This window comes from Acidovorax sp. Root267 (assembly GCF_001429215.1).
Classification (GTDB): domain Bacteria; phylum Pseudomonadota; class Gammaproteobacteria; order Burkholderiales; family Burkholderiaceae_C; genus Acidovorax; species Acidovorax radicis.
In genome coordinates this window covers 115549-133318 of record NZ_LMJC01000002.1, presented here as the reverse complement: position 1 = coordinate 133318, position 17770 = coordinate 115549, and the positions used below count along the sequence as shown (strand labels likewise).

Below are 17770 nucleotides of genomic sequence, written 5' to 3'. Positions count from 1 at the left end.
GCATTCAGGGGGTATTGCGGCACGGACAGACGGGGCCTGCAGCGGTCCCTAGAATGTTCCGCCTCACCCTCGAAAAAGACTGCCCACATGACCCAGGGACTGATCCGTATCCGCGGCGCACGCCAGCACAACCTCAAGAACCTGGATCTGGACATCCGCACCGGCGAACTCACGGTGGTCACGGGCCCCAGCGGCTCGGGCAAATCGAGCCTGGTGTTCGACACGCTGTATGCCGAAGGCCAGCGCCGCTATGTGGAGACTTTCAGCGCTTACGCGCGCCAGTTCCTCGACCGCATGGACAAGCCCGCCGTGGACAAGGTCGAGGGCGTGCCCCCGGCCATTGCCATCGACCAGACCAACCCGGTGCGCTCCAGCCGCTCCACCGTGGGCACGATGACGGAGTTGAACGACCACCTGAAGCTGCTGTTCGCCCGCGCCGGCCAGCTGTTCGACAAAGCAACCGCGCAGCCGGTGCGGCACGACTCGCCCGAAACCATCTATGCCGAGCTGGCCGCGCGTTGCGCCGCAGCCGGTGATCCGCGCATCGTGCTGACCTTCCCGGTCGAACTACCCGCCAACACGTCGGCCGAGCAGGTCGAACAATGGCTGTCCGCCAGCGGCTTCACCAAGGTGCAGGCCGAGCGCGAAGTGGGCACGCCCACAGGGCCGCGCAAGGTGCTGGATGTGGTGGCCGACCGCTTCCGCTTGGGCAATGCCGAGAAGGCGCGCGTGATCGAGGCCATCGAAGTCGCGCTCAAGCGCGGAACGGGGCGGCTCAACGTGTATCGGCTGGTGGACGAAAGTGAGCCCGAGTTGTGGCGCTTTTCGACGGGCCTGCACTGCCCCGACAGCGACCTGCGCTACAGCGACCCCATTCCGTCCGCCTTCTCGTTCAACTCCGCCGTGGGCGCGTGCGACAGCTGCCGGGGCTTTGGCCGCGTGATCGGTGTGGACTACGGCCTGGTCATCCCCAACGACAAGCTCACGCTGCGCGCGGGGGCCATCAAGACCATCCAGACCCCCGCGTGGAAAGAAGCGCAGGACGACCTCATGCGCCATGCCGAGACGGCGGGCATCCCGCGCGACACGCCCTGGTACAAGCTCACCGACGACCAGAAGAAATGGGTCATCGGAGGCACGCCGGGCTACAAGGATGGGCAGTGGAGCAAGCAGTGGTACGGCATCAAGCGCTTCTTCGAGTACCTGGAGAGCAAGGCCTACAAGATGCACATCCGCGTGCTGCTGTCCAAGTACCGCAGCTACACGCCGTGCCCCACCTGCGCCGGTGCGCGCCTCAAGACCGAAAGCCTGCTCTGGCGCATCGGCCGCAAGGAAGACGCCGATGCGGTGCTGGAGCCTGGCAAACGGTTCATGCCCGAGGGGGTGCAATGGTCGCGCGAGCAGCTTGAGGCGCTGCCCGGCCTGTGCCTGCATGACCTGATGCTGCTGCCTATTGACCGTCTGCGAAGGTTCTTTGATCGCATGCAGTTGCCGGTAGGCGACGATGCCAAAGGCGGCGATGCGCAAGCGCTCAAATTGCTGCACGAAGAAATCACCACGCGCCTCAGATACCTGTGCGACGTGGGCATTGGCTACCTCACGCTCGACCGGCAAAGCCGCACGCTGAGCGGTGGCGAGGTGCAGCGCATCAACCTGACCACGGCCCTCGGCACCTCGCTGGTCAACACGCTCTTCGTGCTCGACGAGCCCAGCATCGGCCTGCACCCGCGCGATATGCACCGCATCACCGAGGCCATGCTGCGCCTGCGCGATGCGGGCAACACCCTGGTGGTGGTGGAGCACGATCCGGCCGTGATGCTCGCGGCCGACCGCATGATCGACATGGGCCCCGGCCCCGGACGCCTGGGCGGGCAGATCGTTTTTGACGGCACCACGGCCGACCTGCGCAATGCCGACACGCTCACCGGCGCCTACCTGGGCGGCCGCAAGCATGTGGGCTTTGGCTTCAAGCGCATGGTGACGGAGTCCACGCCACGCCTCATCCTCGAAGGCGCGCGCGAGCACAACCTGCAGAACGTGTCGGTCGAATTCCCCCTGCAGCGGCTGGTCACCGTGACCGGCGTGAGCGGCTCGGGCAAGTCCAGTCTGATCCAGGACGTGCTGGCCCCCGCGCTGCTGCGCCACTTTGGCAAGGCCACCGACACGCCGGGCGCGCACGACCGCATGCTGGGCGCCGACCATTTGTCGGATGTCGTGTTTGTGGACCAGTCACCGATTGGCAAGACGGCCCGTTCCAACCCCGTGAGCTACGTCGGCGCGTGGGACAGCATCCGCGAGCTGTACGCCGTGGCGCCGCTGTCGCGCCAGCGCAGCTATACCGCCAGCAAGTTCAGCTTCAACAGCGGCGACGGGCGCTGCCCGACCTGCGGGGGCTCAGGCTTTGAGCATGTGGAGATGCAGTTCCTGTCGGACGTGTACCTGCGCTGCCCCGACTGCGATGGCAAGCGCTACCGGCCCGAGATTCTGGAAATCACCATCGAACGCGGCGGCCGCAGCCTCAACGTGGCGGACGTGCTCGCCCTCACGGTGGCCGAGGCAGCCGACCTGTTTGCGGGCGACCGCGATGTGATCCGCGCGCTGCAGCCCATCGTCGATGTGGGGCTCGAATACGTGGCGCTGGGCCAGCCCGTGCCCACGCTCAGCGGCGGCGAGGCGCAGCGCCTCAAACTCGCGGGTTTCCTGGCCGAGGCCGCGCGCAGCGCGTCCAAATCACGCCAGACGGTGGCGCGCAAGGGCACGCTGTTCCTGTTCGACGAGCCCACCACCGGCCTGCACTTTGACGACATCGCCAAGCTCATGCGCGCGCTGCGCAAGCTGATCGATGCGGGGCACTCGCTCATCGTCATCGAGCACAACCTCGATGTGATTCGCGCCAGCGACTGGCTCATCGACCTGGGCCCCGAGGGCGGCTACGCGGGCGGCCTCATCGTGGCCGAGGGCACGCCCGAAGATGTGCGCCAGCACGCCACCTCGCACACCGGCCTGGCCCTGCGCGACTACGAACTGACCCTGGGCATCGGTGGCCACTCGGTGCACGAAAAAGCTGCTACGCTACGAAAACAGGAGCGTGCAGCGCTTATGGATAAAGCGCCAGCGGCGAAAAACGCCATTGAAATCATCAACGCCAAGGAGCACAACCTCAAGAACCTGAGCGTGGACATTCCGCGCGGCAAGTTCAACGTGGTCACCGGCGTGAGCGGCTCGGGCAAGTCCACGCTGGCGTTCGACATCCTGTTCAACGAAGGCCAGCGCCGTTACCTCGAATCGCTCAACGCCTATGCGCGTTCCATCGTGCAGCCCGCCGGCCGGCCCGAGGTGGATGCGGTGTACGGCATTCCGCCCACCGTGGCCATCGAGCAGCGCCTCTCGCGCGGCGGGCGCAAGTCCACCGTGGGCACCACCACCGAGGTGTGGCACTTCCTGCGCCTGCTGTACGTCAAGCTCGGCACCCAGCACTGCACCAAGGACGGCGCCGCCGTGCAGCCGCAGACGCCCGAGAGCATCGCGGCCCAGCTGCTCACGCAGTTCCGGGGCCAGCACATTGGCCTGCTCGCGCCACTGGTGATGAACCGCAAGGGCGTGTACACCGAGCTGGCTGACTGGGCCCGCCCGCGGGGCCACACGCACCTGCGCGTGGACGGCAACTTCTTGCCCACCACCAATTTTCCGCGCATCGACCGCTTCAAGGAACACACCATCGAGCTGCCTGTGGCCAGCCTCGATGTGTCGCCCGAGAACGAAGCCGCGCTGCGCACGGCACTGGCCGAGGGGCTCACCCATGGCAAGGGTGTGGTGCATGTGCTGAGCGACATGACCAGTCTGCGCGCTGCGATGGAACGCGGCCAGCCCACGGCGGGCATTGGCACGCTGCAGGCGTTTTCCACCAAGCGTGCCTGTCCCGTGTGCGCCACGAGTTATGCCGAGCTGGACCCGCGCCTGTTCTCATATAACAGCAAACACGGCTGGTGCCCCGACTGCGTGGGCACGGGCGTCAAGCTCACCAAGGACCAGCGCAAGGTGTTTGACGACTCGGTGCAGGACGACAAGGAAAAAGGCCGTGAGCAGACCTTTGCCGAGCCCGAGGTGGAAGACCTTGCCGACACCGCCTGCCCGAGCTGCAGTGGCACACGCCTGAACGCCACCGCGCGTGCGGTCAGATTTGCAGGCGTGGGTATCACCGACATTGCCGCACTCTCGGTAACCGACGTGCGCCGCTGGATCGAGACCCTGCGTATCGAAGGTGGTATGACCCAGCGCGAGGCCGATATCGCCCGCGACCTGGTGCCCGAGATCCAGAGTCGCCTCGAATTTCTGGAAGAAGTGGGCCTGGGCTACCTCACGCTGGACCGGGGTGCGCCCACCCTGAGCGGCGGCGAGGCGCAGCGCATTCGTCTGGCTGCGCAACTGGGCAGCAACCTGCAGGGCGTGTGCTACGTGCTCGACGAGCCCACCATTGGCCTGCACGCACGCGACAATCAGATCCTGCTCAATGCCCTGCACAAGCTCGGCGACAAGGGCAACACGCTGGTGGTGGTGGAGCATGACGAAGACACCATCCGCCGCGCCGACCACATCATCGACATTGGCCCCAGCGCGGGCAAACGCGGCGGGCGCCTGGTGGCGCAGGGCAGCGTGGCCGACATCACGGGCGCTGAAGATTCGCAAACCGGCCGCTACCTGCTGCACGCCATGAAGCACCCGCTGCAGCTGCGCCGCAGCATGGTGGCTGGCGAGGTGAGCGCCGAGGCCACGGCCGCCTTTGCACAGTCCGAGGCGGCGGCTCCCACCGGCCGGCAGAGCGCGGCCGTCAAGAAGCGTGCGGCCCAGGCCGCATCGCTGGCGGCTGACGCGTTGACCGAGGCCAAGGAACGCGCCGCCATGCGCTGGCTCACCGTGCATGGAGCGCAGCTGCACAACCTGCAGAACGTGACCGCTACGGTGCCGCTGCACCGCCTGGTGGCGGTGACGGGGGTGAGCGGCTCGGGCAAGTCCACCCTGGCGCGCGACGTGCTGCTCGCCAATGTGCAGGCCTGGGTGCAGCAGCGCGCTACCCGCGCCGGGCGCGATGCCATGGATGCAGGCAAGGCGCCGCCGCTGGTGGGTTGTACGGGCCTGTCGGGCTTTGAGAGCATTGACCGCGTGCTCGAAGTGGACCAGACGCCCATCGGCAAAACGCCGCGTTCCTGCCCCGCCACCTACATCGGCTTCTGGGACACCATCCGCAAGCTGTTTGCCGAAACGCTGGAGGCCAAGGCCCGTGGCTATGCCGCCGGGCGCTTCAGCTTCAACACCGGCGAAGGCCGCTGCCCCAGCTGCGAAGGCGCGGGCGTGCGCACCATCGAGATGAGCTTCTTGCCCGACGTGAAGGTGCTGTGCGAAACCTGCCACGGCGCGCGCTTCAACCCCGAGACGCTGGCCGTGACCTGGCGCGGCAAGAGCATTGGCGATGTGCTGCAGATGGAGGTGGACGAGGCCGTGGGCTTCTTCGCCACCATGCCCAGCATTGCGCACCCACTGCAGCTCCTGCAGGACGTGGGCCTCGGCTACCTCACACTGGGCCAGCCGTCACCCACGCTGAGTGGTGGCGAGGCCCAGCGCATCAAGCTCGTGACAGAGCTGACCAAGGTGCGCGACGAGGTGGGCCGACGGGGCCAGAAGGCGCCGCACACACTGTATGTGCTCGACGAGCCCACCGTGGGCCTGCACATGGCCGACGTGGACAAGCTCATCCGCGTGCTGCACCGCCTGGTGGATGGCGGCCACAGCGTGATCGTGATCGAGCACGACCTGGATGTGATCGCCGAGGCTGACTGGATTCTGGACCTGGGGCCGGAGGGCGGCAACGCGGGCGGGCGCATTGTGGCTGCAGCAACGCCCGAGGCCGTGGTGGCCGCAGGCACGCACACGGGCAAGGCGCTGGCGACTGTGCTGGCACGCTGAGGCGCGCCGGCGGTGTGATGGTCGTGTGAGTGAGGGCGGCGGCAGGGTGCGAGCCCGGTGTTTGGCGCACACCCCTGTCGGCCCGTGTCCTACGCATTGCGCGGAACATGGCGCACGTGTTGTACGGGGTGGGCTTCCTACGATGGGTTTCAGGGGATCGGCTCCCCACCTTCCATCCACATCCAAGGACGCCCATCACCATGAACGCTTCTACTTTCCTCAAGACCTGTACCGCCCTCGCGGCCTCCTCTGTACTGCTGGTGGCCTGCGGCGGCGGCAATGATGACGACCCGACGCCCAGCAACGAACCTGGCGTGTTGACAGTGAGCAGCGCCACGCTCGATGGCCTCAACGGCGTGTATGGCAACGGAACGTTGAACCTCACGAACGTGGACAAGGAAAACCCCGTCGGCTCGGTGCCCGAGTTGTGTGCTTTCCGCTTTGATGGCGCCAACAAGGTAGGCTCTGCGGCGACCGCGTTTGGCGACATTCGCTATCGCCCGGATGCGACGGGTCTGCACCAGGTCTTCCTGACCTTTGACGGCAAGGAATACGCCAGTGGCGAGCCTACCGACACGGCAGTGGTGCGGGAGAGCAACCAGGTGCGCTTCAGTGGCAAGACACTGACGGCCTCCGACGGCTCGAACGCCACGCTGCGTGTGACGGGCATCGTCCCCATGCGCCCCAACCGCCCCAGCGGCTGCTAAGCCCTGGGTTCGGCATGGGGTCGGCCCTGGGAATGGGCTGACGGCCTTGCCGCAGTGGACGCCCCTTTTCTCTCGTGTAGCTTGTCTCCCTCGCCGGTCCCCGCGACCGGATTTGGCCCCGCTGCCCCGGCAGCGAGGGCTTTTTTTACGCCCTCCCGGGAAAGATGTCGGAGTGGTGTAGATGCTGCCCCGTAGCGCAATGCGACGAGACTGCGCGGTCGCGTGGAATGGTGTGTGAGGCTGCCGGACCACCGCGCCGGTTTCCTGCATATCCACATGCGAAATCCTGCGTTCGCATGCGGTGAAGAGCGCCTTAGTCTGGCGGCATGTCCAGTCTCTCGCCGGCCTCTGCCGCCCCTTCCTCACACCGTGTGCTCACGCTGCCCGAATCGCCAGCAGGGGGGGCTCCGACCATCCGGGCCAAGGCGCTGCTGTTCCATGACCCGCACTCTGTCCGGTTGCTGGTCCATGTGGACCGCATTGCGCGCAGCGATGCGTCGGTGTTGGTGGTGGGAGAAACCGGCACGGGGAAGGAGCTGATCGCACGCCACATCCATTCCCAGAGTGGCCGGCGGGGGCCGTTTGTGGCGGTCAATTGCGGTGCTTTCAGCGAGTCATTGATCGACGCCGAACTGTTCGGCCACGAGGCCGGGGCCTTCACAGGCGCCACGCAAGCGCGCGCAGGCTGGTTCGAGGCCGCGCAGGGGGGCACGCTGTTTCTGGATGAGATCGGCGACCTGCCCCAGGCGCTGCAGGTCAAGCTGCTGCGCGTGCTGCAGGAGCGCCAGGTTGTGCGCCTGGGCTCGCGCAAACCCGTCACGCTGGATGTGCGCCTCGTTGCGGCCACCAACATCGACCTGGCGCGCGCCGTCCAGGCACAGCATTTCCGTGCAGACCTCTACTACCGGCTCAACGTGGCCTCCGTAGGCTTGCCGCCGTTGCGAGAACGGCCCGGCGACATCTTGCCGCTGGCCGAGCATTTCATGGCCCTTTACGCACAGCGCCTGGGGCAGTCACCGGCCCGCTTGTCAGCCGCCGCGCTGCAAGCGCTGCTGTCGTACGCCTGGCCCGGGAACATCCGTGAGCTGGAGAACGTGGTGCACTTTGCGCTGATCGTTGCCCACATGGGGGTCATTGAGCCTGGCGATCTGAAGCTGATGCCCACCTTGCAGCCTGCGCCGGGGTTCGCGGGCATGTTCATGCCCGCCCAGGTGCCACCACGGGGTCCGCCGCCCTCCGCGTCGGCCACCGAATCGCTGCAGGCGGCGTTGCAGAGCCTGGTGGAGCAGGGCGCCCCCCGGCTGTACGAATCGGTCGAGGCGGCGCTGGTGCGCTGCGCCTTCGAGCAATCGAATGACAACCAGGTGCAGGCCGCGCGGCTGCTGGGGGTCACGCGCAACACGTTGCGCACCCTGCTCAAACGCCATGGCCTGCTGGCCGAGCCCGCCCACTCTGGCAACCATCGCCCTCTGCCGCTTCAACCGCCCAGCCACTTGCGCTACGCACAGTGAAGCTGCGGCGTTCCAGCGCCACGCAACCGCTGCCCAACCCATTCGCCACCACAACAACCCAGGGAGTTTTCATGCATCCATCTGAATCGCAACCTACGGCCTCTACATCGGGCGCTCCGCACAACACACCGCGGCGCTACTTCCTGGGCCAAGCGGGTGCAGGGCTGGCGGGCCTGGCCAGTGGCGCCGCTGTGGCTCCCTCTCTCCTGGTGGGCAGCGCGGCGGCACAGGCACAGCAGGCGGGGACTGGCGGTGCGGCTGCCGCAGGCTACGACGCGCAGTTTTTGCGCAGGTCTGAACAATTGCGCATCGACCTCGCGCGCGCCAGTGCGGCCGTGCCGATTCCTCCGCACCCTGTCAACGGTGACGATGCGCTGTATGCCAACAAGATCGGCTCGGACACCCGGGGCCTGCCCCACAATGCCCGCGGCGAGGTGGACCTGCCGGCCTGGAACCTGGCCACGGCCGCGTTCGCGTCGCGCGACCCGGCCGATTTCGAGAAGATCGTGCTCGGTGGCACACGCAAGCTGGTCAACCCCATCGGCACCCTGGCGGTGAGCCTGGACGGCCTGAACGCCGCCCAGTTTTCGCTGCCGCCCGCGCCCACCCTGGCGGGCACGCAGCGCGCGGGCGAGGCCGCCGAAATTTACTGGGTGGCGCTGCTGCGTGACGTGCCTTTCAGTGAATTCCAGGACGGCACGCGGCACGCCGATGTGATTGCCGCAGCCGACGAACTCAGCCGCGCGCCGGACTTCCACGGCCCCAAGGTCAACGGCAAGGTGACGCCGCAGACGCTGTTCCGTGGCGCGGCGTGGTACGTGGACAGCAACGACCGCACGGGGCGCACTGGCCGCTGGGCCACCCCGCCGGGCGTGACGGACGGGCCTTACATTTCACAGTTTTTGTACCGCGATGTGCCCCTGGGACCGCAAACCTTGTCGGCCCGCATCCGCACCTACACACCGGCCAACGAGTTCCTCACGGGCTATGACGAGTGGCTCAACGTGCAGAACGGCAAGGCCCCCGCCGGGCGCATTGCGTTCGACCCCACGCTGCGCTACATCGCCAACACGCGCGACCTGGCGGCCTACGCGCATGCGGCGGTGGCGTTCAGCTTTGCGGCCAACCAACTGCTGGGCACGCCGCTGTCGGCGGCGCAGCCGGGCTACGGCGGGCTGTTTGCGGGCGACAAAAGCCTGGCGCCCAGCAATCCGTACCTCAAGCTCAAGACCAGCGGCGGTGCCTCGGGCACCTTCGGCTCGGCCTACTTCCAGTCGGTGCTGTCGCTGGCCACATCGCTGGCCATCCGCGTCAACTACTACCAGAAGTGGTACGAGCAGCGCATCCTGCGCCCCGAGGCTTTTGGCGGGCTGGTGCACCACCGCCTGGCCAACCGGGTCAACGAGTACCCGATCCATGAGTCCTTCCTGGGCTCGCAGGCGTTGGAGCGCAGCCGCGCGAAGAACGGCACCTACCTGCTGCCGCAGGTGTACCCGGAGGGCGCGCCCATTCATTCGTCCTACCCCGGCGGCGCGGCCATCATCGCGGCCGTCACCGCCACGCTGCTCAAGGCGTTCTACGACGAATCCCTGGTCATCGCCAACCCGGTGCAGCCCGACCCGAGCGACCCCACGCGGCTTATCCCCTACCAGGGGCCCGCGCTCACGGTGGGGGGCGAGCTCAACAAGCTGGCGCTGAACTACGGCTCGGGCCGCACGGCCGCCGGCATCCACTGGCGCTCCGATGCCGCTGCCGCCTATGCGCAGGGCGAGGCCCTGGTCGTCAGCCTGCTGCGCGAACAAAAGCAGACCTTCCGCGAGCCGTTCGAGGGCTTCTCGTTCACACGCTTCGACGGCACCCGCATCACGATCTGATGCGCCCGCCGCTGCCGTGGTCCGCGTGGCGGGCACGGCAGCGGCGGTCTGCCGTCGTGCGCCGTCCGTTCTTGTTTCACCCCCTTGGAGTTTTTCATGACTGAAACCTTCGACACCCGCCGCGCCGAGCGCCTGGCGCATCCCACCCACGAAACCGATGTGCTGGTGATCGGCGGCGGCCCGGCCGGCACCTGGGCCGCCATTGCCGCTGCAGCCCGCGGGGCGCGCGTGATCCTGGTGGACAAGGGCTTTTGCGGCACGTCGGGCGCCACTGCACCCTCGGGCACCGGTACCTGGTGGGTGCCGCCCGACCTGCAGGCGCGCACCGCCGCCAAGGCGCAGCGCGAGGCGCCGGGCGGCTTTCTTGCCAGCCACGAGTGGATGGACCGCGTGCTCGACCAGACCTGGCACAACCTGCAGCAGCTGGCCGACTGGGGCTACCCCTTCCCGGTGGACGATGCGGGCAACGAGCGGCGCAATTCGCTGCAGGGCCCCGAATACATGCGCCTGATGCGCAAGCGGGTGAAGGCGGTGGGGGTGCGCATCCTGGACCACCACCCCGCGCTCGAACTGCTGGTAGATGCCCACGGCCAGGTGCGCGGCGCCACGGGCGTGGCAGAGCCCGGCGAAACGCCCTGGGCGGTGCACGCAGGGGCTGTGGTGCTGGCCAGCGGTGGCTGCGCCTTCCTTAGCAAGGCGCTGGGCACCGATGTGCTCACCGGCGATGGGCACCTGATGGCGGCCGAGGCGGGCGCAGCTTTTTCAGGCATGGAGTTTTCGAGTGCCTACGGCCTCGGGCCCACGTTTTCCAGTGTGACCAAATCGCTGTTCTACAACTGGGCGACTTTTCGCGAACCGGGCGGCGCCGTCATCGACGGCGCAGGCTCGTCGCAGGGCCGCAGCATCATCGCGCGGCGCCTCATCAGCGAGCCGGTGTTTGCCGTGCTCGACAAGGCCGACGGCGCGGTGCGTGCGTGGATGCGGCAGGCGCAGCCCAATTTCTTCCTGCCTTTTGACCGCCTGGGCCGGGACCCGTTCACCCAGCCGTTTCCCATCACCCTGCGGCTCGAAGGCACCGTGCGTGGCACGGGTGGCCTGCAGTTGCAGGGGCTCGACTGCGCGACCCGCGTGCCGGGGCTGTACGCCGCCGGCGACGTGGCCTCGCGCGAGCCCATCTGCGGCGGCTTTACCGGCGGCGGCAGCCACAACGCTGCCTGGGCCTTGTCCACCGGGTTCTGGTCCGGGGCCGGGGCGGCCGACCACGCACTGGCGCACCGCAGCACGCCTGCCGCCGCTCCGGTGTGGCGTGCGGGGCAGGTGGGGCTGGCGGCGCGCTCGCACGTCAGCACGGCGACCCCGCAGCGCATTGACCCGCAAGCCCTGGTGGCGGCCGTGCAGGCCGAAGTCTTCCCGCTCGAGCGCAACTGGTTTCGCAGCCGTGATGGGCTGGAGCCTTCGCTGCAGCGCCTGGACGCGCTGTGGACGCTGGCCGAGCGCAGCGCCCCCGCCTTGCCCGAGGCGCTGCGGCGCACACGCCAGGCCGTGGCCCTGCTGGCCCACGCGCGCTGGATGTACCAAAGCGCGTTGGCGCGCACCGAGACGCGGGGCATGCACCGCCGCACCGACTTTGCGCAGCTGGACCCCGCCCAGCAGCACCATCTCGTGGTGGGCGGGCTGCAGCAGGTGTGGGTGGCTCGCCTGCCAGCCGGCCGCGGCGCCTCCACCGAGCGTGAGGTGGCCGCCGCATGATCGAACTGATTGACGCAGCCCGCTGCACGGGCTGCAACATCTGTGTGGCGGTGTGCCCCACGCGCGTCTTCGATGCGGCCCCTGCCGCGTCGGGTACAGACGCTGCGGGCCTGCCGGCCATTGCGCGGCAGGCGGACTGCCAGACCTGCTTCATGTGCGAGTTGTATTGCCCGGTGGACGCGCTGTACGTGGCGCCGCAGACGGTGCCCCTGGCAACGCTTGCCGAGGCCCAGGCCGATGTGAGTCCTGCCGCGCAGCCGGCGGCCCCCCTGTGGGGCAGCTACCGCCGTGCGGTCGGTTGGGATGTGCGCGACGGCAGCACCGCACGGCTGGACCAGAGCTACCACTTGCTGGGCGCCGCGCTGCGTTGAAACCAACGGCACAAGCGCGCAGCGCCCGCACCCATGTCGCTGCACCCCAACAAAAAAGGCCACCGCGTTTGCACGCAGTGGCCTTTTTGCTGGGGTGATGTCGATGACTTTCGGGTGAATGCAGCTTTAGAGCAGATAACAAAACTCAGCGAAGCGGTTCTGGCTAGGCGCCGCGTCGCAGGCAGTACGAGTAGTACGACAAGACGCGGCAACGACGCCAGAAGAGTTTTGTTATCCGCTCTTAGCGCGCCACGCCTTGCCAGGCGGTGAAATGCCGCTCCAGCTTCTGCAGAGCGAAGTTCAGGCTCACGCCAATCGCCGTGATCGCGATGATGCCGAAGTACATGTCGCCGATGAGGAAGCTGTACTGCGCATAGATGATGAGGTAGCCCAGCCCGGCCTTCGCCCCCACCATTTCCGCGGCGATCAGCACCAGCATGGCCGACGCGGCAGCCAGGCGGATGCCGACGAAGATCGTGGGCACCGACGCGGGCAGGATGACCTTGACGAACAGCTGGCGCGGCGTGGCGCCCATGGTGCGGGCGGACTTGACCAGCAGCGGGTCTACCTGCCGCACGGCGGCGATGGTGTTGAGCAGCAGCGGCCAGGCGCAGGCATAGACCACGATGGACAGCTTGGACACCTCGCCGATGCCCAGCAGCAGCAGGAACACCGGCAGCAGCGCCAGCGGCGCGGTGTTGCGCAGCAGCTCGATCAGCGGGTTGAGCGCCTGGCCCAGCCGCTGGTACCAGCCGATGGCCAGACCCAGCGGAATCGCGGCCACGACGGCGATCGACAGGCCGCCGAGCGAGCGTGCCAGGCTGATGAAGGTGTGCTCCCACAGCTGGCCGTTTTGCGCCAGCACCCAGCCCGCGGCCAGCACTTCGGTCAGGGGCGGCAGGAAGGTCGGGTCGGTCAGGCCCAGGCGGGGCGCCAGCTCCCACAGCACGGCCAGCGCCAGCACCAGGCCGGAGCGCCAGGCGCCGTTGGCCACGCGGCGGGCCAGGCGCAGCCACACGGTGGGCAGCGCCTGTGCGGCATGGGGCAGGGCGGTTGCGGGTTGCTGCGCAGCGTGCGCGGGCAGTGCGATGTCAGACATGGTGGGACTCCTTGATCGCGGGTTGGGCGGCGATGCGGCTGCGGCGTTCGTGGCGCGCGGAGGCGACCTCGTCGTGTAGCAGGCCCCAGATGCGGTGGCGCAGCTCGCCGAACAGCGGCAGCGAGCGGATGTCGTCGGTCTCGGCGCGCAGCGATTCGGGGATGTCCACGATCTCCTTGATGCGGCCGGGGCGGGTGGTCATGACCGCCACGCGCTGGCCCAGCACCACGGCCTCGTCGATGCCGTGGGTGATGAACACGATGGTCTTGCCGGTGCGCTGCCAGATGTCCACCAGCTCTTCCTGCAGCGTCTCGCGGGTCTGCGCGTCCAGCGCGGCAAAGGGCTCGTCCATCAGCAGCACCTGGGGCTCGTAAGCCAGGCTGCGGGCAATCGCCACGCGCTGCTTCATGCCGCCCGAGAGCTCGTGCGGGTAGCGCTGCGCGAAGTCGGACAGCCCCACCAGCTGCAGGTAATGCGCGGCTTTTTCGCGGCGCTCGCGCTTGCCCAGGCCCGCGACTTCGAGGCCGAAGGCCACGTTGTCCAGCGCGGTGAGCCAGGGGAACAGCGCGTACTGCTGAAACACCACGCCCCGGTCCCGCGCGGGGCCGGTGATGGCCTTGCCGTCGATGAGCACCTGGCCGCTGGTGGGCGGCGTGATGCCCGCGAGCAGGTCGAGCAGGGTGGACTTGCCGCAGCCGCTAGGGCCCACCAGCACCAGGAACTCGCCGGGGCGGATGTCGAGCGTCACGTCCTGCACGGCCACGAAGCGCTTGGATGGGCCGCCGTCGTCGGCGCGCACGGTGAACTCCTTGGTCACATGCTCGAAGCGGATCTTGGCCGGCGCGTTGGTCGCGGCAGCGGCCGCGGTGTGGGGATGAATGGCGTTTGTCATTTGCTGGCTGCCAGTTTGTCCACGCCGCCGTTGGAGTAGGGGTTGAAGGCGTTGGTGTACAGGTCGGCGGCCTTGAGCTGGCCGGGCTTGACCACCTCGTCCTTCACCAGCCAGTCCACCCAGATCTGCAGTTCCTTGTCGGTGATGAGGCCGCCCTTGCCGGCCACGCCGGTGCTCTTCCAGTACTGGATGGCGTCGGCGGTCTCGGCGCGTTTGCGGCCTTCGATGATCTTGGTGTAGCGCGCCCGCACTTCGGCGGGCGGTGTGTTGCGCGCCCATTCGATGGAGCGGGCCAGGGCCGATACCAGGTGGCGGCTGGTGTTGGGGTTCTGCTCGATGAACTTGTTGTGCAGCACCAATGCGCCGCCGGTGAAGTTGCCGAACAGGTCGCGGTCCTTGAACAGCGGGCGGATGCCGCCGCGCTCCAGCGCCTTGTCGCGCAGCACGCCGCCGAGCGTGGAGACTTCGACATGCCCCTGGCGCAGCGCCTGCTCGCCAGTGACGGGCGGCGTGGCCACCAGCGTGACCTGCTTGGCCTCGGCGTTGGTGAGTTTGCCGCGCTCCAGGTATTCGCGCAGCATGAACTCGTGGTGCGCGCCCAGCGTGTTCACCGCGACCTTCTTGCCGATGAGGTCGCGCGGGCCCTTGATGGGGCTGTCGTCCTTCACGTAGTAGCCGTTGTAGGTGTTGTCGTCCGAGCCGTAGTAGCCCAGCACGGCCTTGACCGGCGCCTTCTTGGCCGCGAGCTTGATGATGGCGCCGTAGAAGGCCCCGCCAATGTCCACGTCGCCGGTCACCACGGCCTGGATGTCCTGCGGGCCGCTGATGGTGTTGCCCACCCATTTGGATTTGAGCGGTGCGAGGTAGCCGAGGTCTTCGGCCAGTTCGATCCAGACTACCTGGCCGGCCCAGCCCTGGTAGCGGATTTCGGATTTCTCCAGGTTCTGCGCGGCGGCAGGGGCCGCCAGGCCCAGCGCCAGCGCGGAGACCAGCAGGAAGCGTTTCGACAGATCGAGCATGGGGAGTTCCTTCGTTGCAGTGGTTCAGTGAGGTGTGCAGTGCAGTGCGTGTGCATTCACTCGGACCGGGCGCCGTTGCCGCGGCCTGAGACCCTGTGCCTTTCGCAACCCGCGTGCCATGGCGTCGAGGCTGCTTATGCGGAAATCGCGCATGGCTCCGGGGCGCTGCGCCTGCCCCGCCTTTGCGCTGCGTCGCTGGGGTAAACGCACCTTGCGGCGTTGACGCGTATGGCAGCTGACAGCAGTCGGGGGCGCCACGGCTGGGGTGCGAGCGCCTGTGCACGGCTGCTGGATTTGCAGCAGGGCGTGTGCGCTTTGGCGCCCATTGCTGAAAAGCCAGCAGCGGCCGCGGGGCGCTGCAAAGCGGCGCAGGGGTGTGGTGGATGCGCTGGGAGGCGGACGGTCGGCACAATGGCGCGATGACGACCCCACCCCCGCGCCACGCCGTGGTCTGGCTGCAGGCCGATGCGCCGCCCAAGCCGGCCGTGGATGCGCCCTGCAATGGCTGCGGCCTGTGCTGCCTGGCCGAGCCCTGCCCGCTGGGCATGCTGGTGTCACGCCGCCGCCGGGGTGCCTGCGTGGCGCTGCGGTGGGACGATGCGCACGCACGGTACCTGTGCGGCATGGTGGCCGACCCGGGCGAGGTCACGGGCCTGCGGCAGCGATGGTTGATGGCGCCGCTGGCTTGGTTGGCGCGGCGGTGGATTGCGGCGGGCGTAGGGTGCGATGCGGATGTGGCGACCACCGACGTGCCGCGCCCGTGAACTGGGTGGTGGCTGGCCAGGGAACTGTTGGCGGGATGGGGCAGCAGGCGGTGCGCTACGCAGCGCCTGGAAGGTGGTTGCTATTAAAAATATAGCTGCTAGCGCTTGCCTATCAAGCAGTAGAGGGCTTTTTTAAATCAAATCTCCGTTATCGGAGCGGCACAGCAGCAACGCCGTGTGCTCGCCGACTGCTCTATGAGCGGTCAGTTGGCCAGGGCGTCTACCGCGCTGCGCCGCGCCAGGTGCACGCCCGCCAGCATGCAGCGCACCGACCCGCCCGCCAGTTCGATGGTGGGCACGGCCAGCGGCAGCAGCGTGGCGCTGCGTTCGATGACCGCCTTCTGCGCAGCGGTCAGGCTGGCGGCGGCGCGCGACGACAGGGCCAGCACGCGGCCCTGGGCGCCGGTCAGCTCCAGCGCGTTGCCGGCAAATTCGCCGATCTGGTGGGCGCTTAGCTCGATGACGTCGCGGCCGGTTTCGCGCAGCCGCTCGCGCACGGCGTCGCGCCGCGTGGCGTCGGTGATCAGGTGGAACCCGCCCAGCGCGAAGTCGGTGCCCACGCAGAGCATCACGTTGCTGTGGTAGCACGGCCGGCCCTGCGCATCGGCCGTGGCAAAGGCCATCGGCTCGTAGTTGAAGTGGGTGCAGAACCGCTCCAGCGCCACCGGGTCGGCGCGGTTCGATTGCGCGGTGTAGGCGATGCGGCCGATGTGGTCGAGCACCATCGCGCCGGTGCCCTCCAGGAACATGCCGTCGGCCTCCAGTCCCGAGTAGTCGATCACGTCCTGTACCCGGTACTCGGCCTTGAGCAGGTCCAGCACGTCGCTGCGGCGCTCGCGCCGCCGGCTGGCGGCGTACATCGGGTACACGGCCACATGGCCGCCGGCGTGGGTGGAGAACCAGTTGTTGGGGAAGACCGCATCGGGCGCGTGGCGCTCGCCCAGGTCGTCGAACAGGTGCACGCGCACACCGGCGGCTTCGAGTTGCGCGGCGGCCTGCGTCACCTCGGTGTATGCCTGGCGCGCGATGTCGTCCGGGGCTGCGTTGGTGGTTACGGACTGAAAGGCGTTGTCGTGCGCGGTGTCCGGGTTGGGGTGAAAGCGGTGGGGGCGGACCATCACGACGGCGGATGGGGCTTGGGCAGAGGCGGGTGAGGGCATGGCGGTCAGTGGTTGCAAGATGTCTGCAAGGTGGCGGTGCATGAATTTTCCGAACAGTGCCAACCAACCAAAAGACTTAAAACTGATCGAAATGCAGCAAAATCTGGCGTTTTGATCACCCAGAGGCCCACTATGAACAGACTGGACGACACCGACCGCGAAATCCTCAGCATCCTGCGGGCCGACGCGCGCACGCCCGTGGCCACGCTGGCGCTCAAACTGCGCGTCTCGCGCGGCACCGTGCAGAACCGGCTGCACAAGATGGAGGAGGGCGGCGTCATCGTGGGCTACACCGTGCGCCTGCGGCCCGACTCCGAGCCCCAGCGCATCCGCGCCTGGATGAGCATCGCGGTCGAAGGCAACGCAGCGCCCGAGGTGATCCGCACGCTGCGCGGCGAGCCCATGGTGGGCACGCTGCACACCACGAACGGCCGTTGGGACATCGTGGCCGAGGTGCGGGCCGAGAGCCTGGAGGCCTTCGACGCGGCGCTGGGGCGCATCCGCTTGACGCCGGGCATTGCGAACACCGAGACGAGCATCCTGCTGTCCACGTACAAGGCTTGAGCCCCAAGGTTGGCGGACGGCGATGGTCGGCACACGACCGTCCAGTCAGCGCAGCGCCTGAAGGGGGTCGTGCCACATTGGCGACACCGGCTAGGGGGT

General features: G+C 67.9%; 12 protein-coding genes. 8 read left to right on the top strand and 4 right to left on the bottom strand.

From position 1 onward, the window contains the following. Positions 1-87: 87 nt before the first annotated feature. From uvrA to ASE39_RS04875, 6 genes are all read left to right on the top strand, one after another. On the top strand, positions 88-5961 hold the full coding sequence (gene uvrA / locus ASE39_RS04900; protein WP_057270407.1) for an excinuclease ABC subunit UvrA: 5874 nt from the start codon (positions 88-90) through the stop codon (positions 5959-5961). Between the two features lie 200 nt (positions 5962-6161). Further along, positions 6162-6668 (top strand): hypothetical protein, encoded by a 507-nt coding sequence (locus ASE39_RS04895; RefSeq protein ID WP_057270406.1) that lies wholly within the window; start codon positions 6162-6164, stop codon positions 6666-6668. A 326-nt stretch (positions 6669-6994) separates the two neighbouring features. Further along, on the top strand, positions 6995-8179 hold the full coding sequence (locus tag ASE39_RS04890) for a sigma 54-interacting transcriptional regulator (protein ID WP_057270405.1): 1185 nt from the start codon (positions 6995-6997) through the stop codon (positions 8177-8179). A 71-nt stretch (positions 8180-8250) separates the two neighbouring features. Further along, positions 8251-10053: a twin-arginine translocation pathway signal protein gene (locus ASE39_RS04885; protein WP_057270443.1), complete on the top strand. Its 1803-nt coding sequence runs from the start codon at positions 8251-8253 to the stop codon at positions 10051-10053. Positions 10054-10149: 96 nt separating this feature from the next. Continuing rightward, positions 10150-11802 (top strand): FAD-binding protein, encoded by a 1653-nt coding sequence (locus ASE39_RS04880; RefSeq protein WP_057270442.1) that lies wholly within the window; start codon positions 10150-10152, stop codon positions 11800-11802. Beyond that, a complete protein-coding gene (locus ASE39_RS04875) occupies positions 11799-12173 on the top strand; it encodes a ferredoxin family protein (protein ID WP_057225948.1) in 375 nt (124 codons plus the stop codon). Before ASE39_RS04880 ends, ASE39_RS04875 begins: the two co-directional genes overlap by 4 nt. Positions 12174-12414: 241 nt before the next feature. Here ASE39_RS04875 and ASE39_RS04870 read toward each other — a convergent pair whose 3' ends face one another. Genes ASE39_RS04870 through ASE39_RS04860 form a run of 3 tightly spaced genes read right to left on the bottom strand, consistent with a single transcriptional unit; the run spans position 12415 to position 15183 of the window. Continuing rightward, positions 12415-13272, bottom strand: a complete 858-nt coding sequence (locus ASE39_RS04870) for an ABC transporter permease (protein WP_057270404.1) — start codon at positions 13270-13272, stop codon at positions 12415-12417. Then, complete coding sequence (locus tag ASE39_RS04865; protein WP_057270403.1) at positions 13265-14164, bottom strand: ABC transporter ATP-binding protein; 900 nt, start codon at positions 14162-14164, stop codon at positions 13265-13267. Before ASE39_RS04865 ends, ASE39_RS04870 begins: the two co-directional genes overlap by 8 nt. Next, the gene (locus ASE39_RS04860) at positions 14161-15183 is read right to left on the bottom strand and encodes an ABC transporter substrate-binding protein (protein ID WP_057270402.1); all 1023 of its coding nucleotides are present in this window, start codon (positions 15181-15183) and stop codon (positions 14161-14163) included. Before ASE39_RS04860 ends, ASE39_RS04865 begins: the two co-directional genes overlap by 4 nt. A gap of 419 nt (positions 15184-15602) precedes the next feature. Here ASE39_RS04860 and ASE39_RS04855 point away from each other — a divergent pair, with 419 nt between their 5' ends. Then, the gene (locus ASE39_RS04855; RefSeq protein WP_057270401.1) at positions 15603-15947 is read left to right on the top strand and encodes a hypothetical protein; all 345 of its coding nucleotides are present in this window, start codon (positions 15603-15605) and stop codon (positions 15945-15947) included. 203 nt (positions 15948-16150) lie between these two features. Here the strand turns inward: ASE39_RS04855 and ASE39_RS04850 are convergent, their stop codons facing one another. Then, positions 16151-17107, bottom strand: a complete 957-nt coding sequence (locus ASE39_RS04850; RefSeq protein WP_057270441.1) for an arginine deiminase-related protein — start codon at positions 17105-17107, stop codon at positions 16151-16153. Positions 17108-17239: 132 nt separating this feature from the next. Here ASE39_RS04850 and ASE39_RS04845 point away from each other — a divergent pair, with 132 nt between their 5' ends. After that, the gene (locus ASE39_RS04845; RefSeq protein WP_057270400.1) at positions 17240-17671 is read left to right on the top strand and encodes an Lrp/AsnC family transcriptional regulator; all 432 of its coding nucleotides are present in this window, start codon (positions 17240-17242) and stop codon (positions 17669-17671) included. Positions 17672-17770 lie beyond the last annotated feature (99 nt).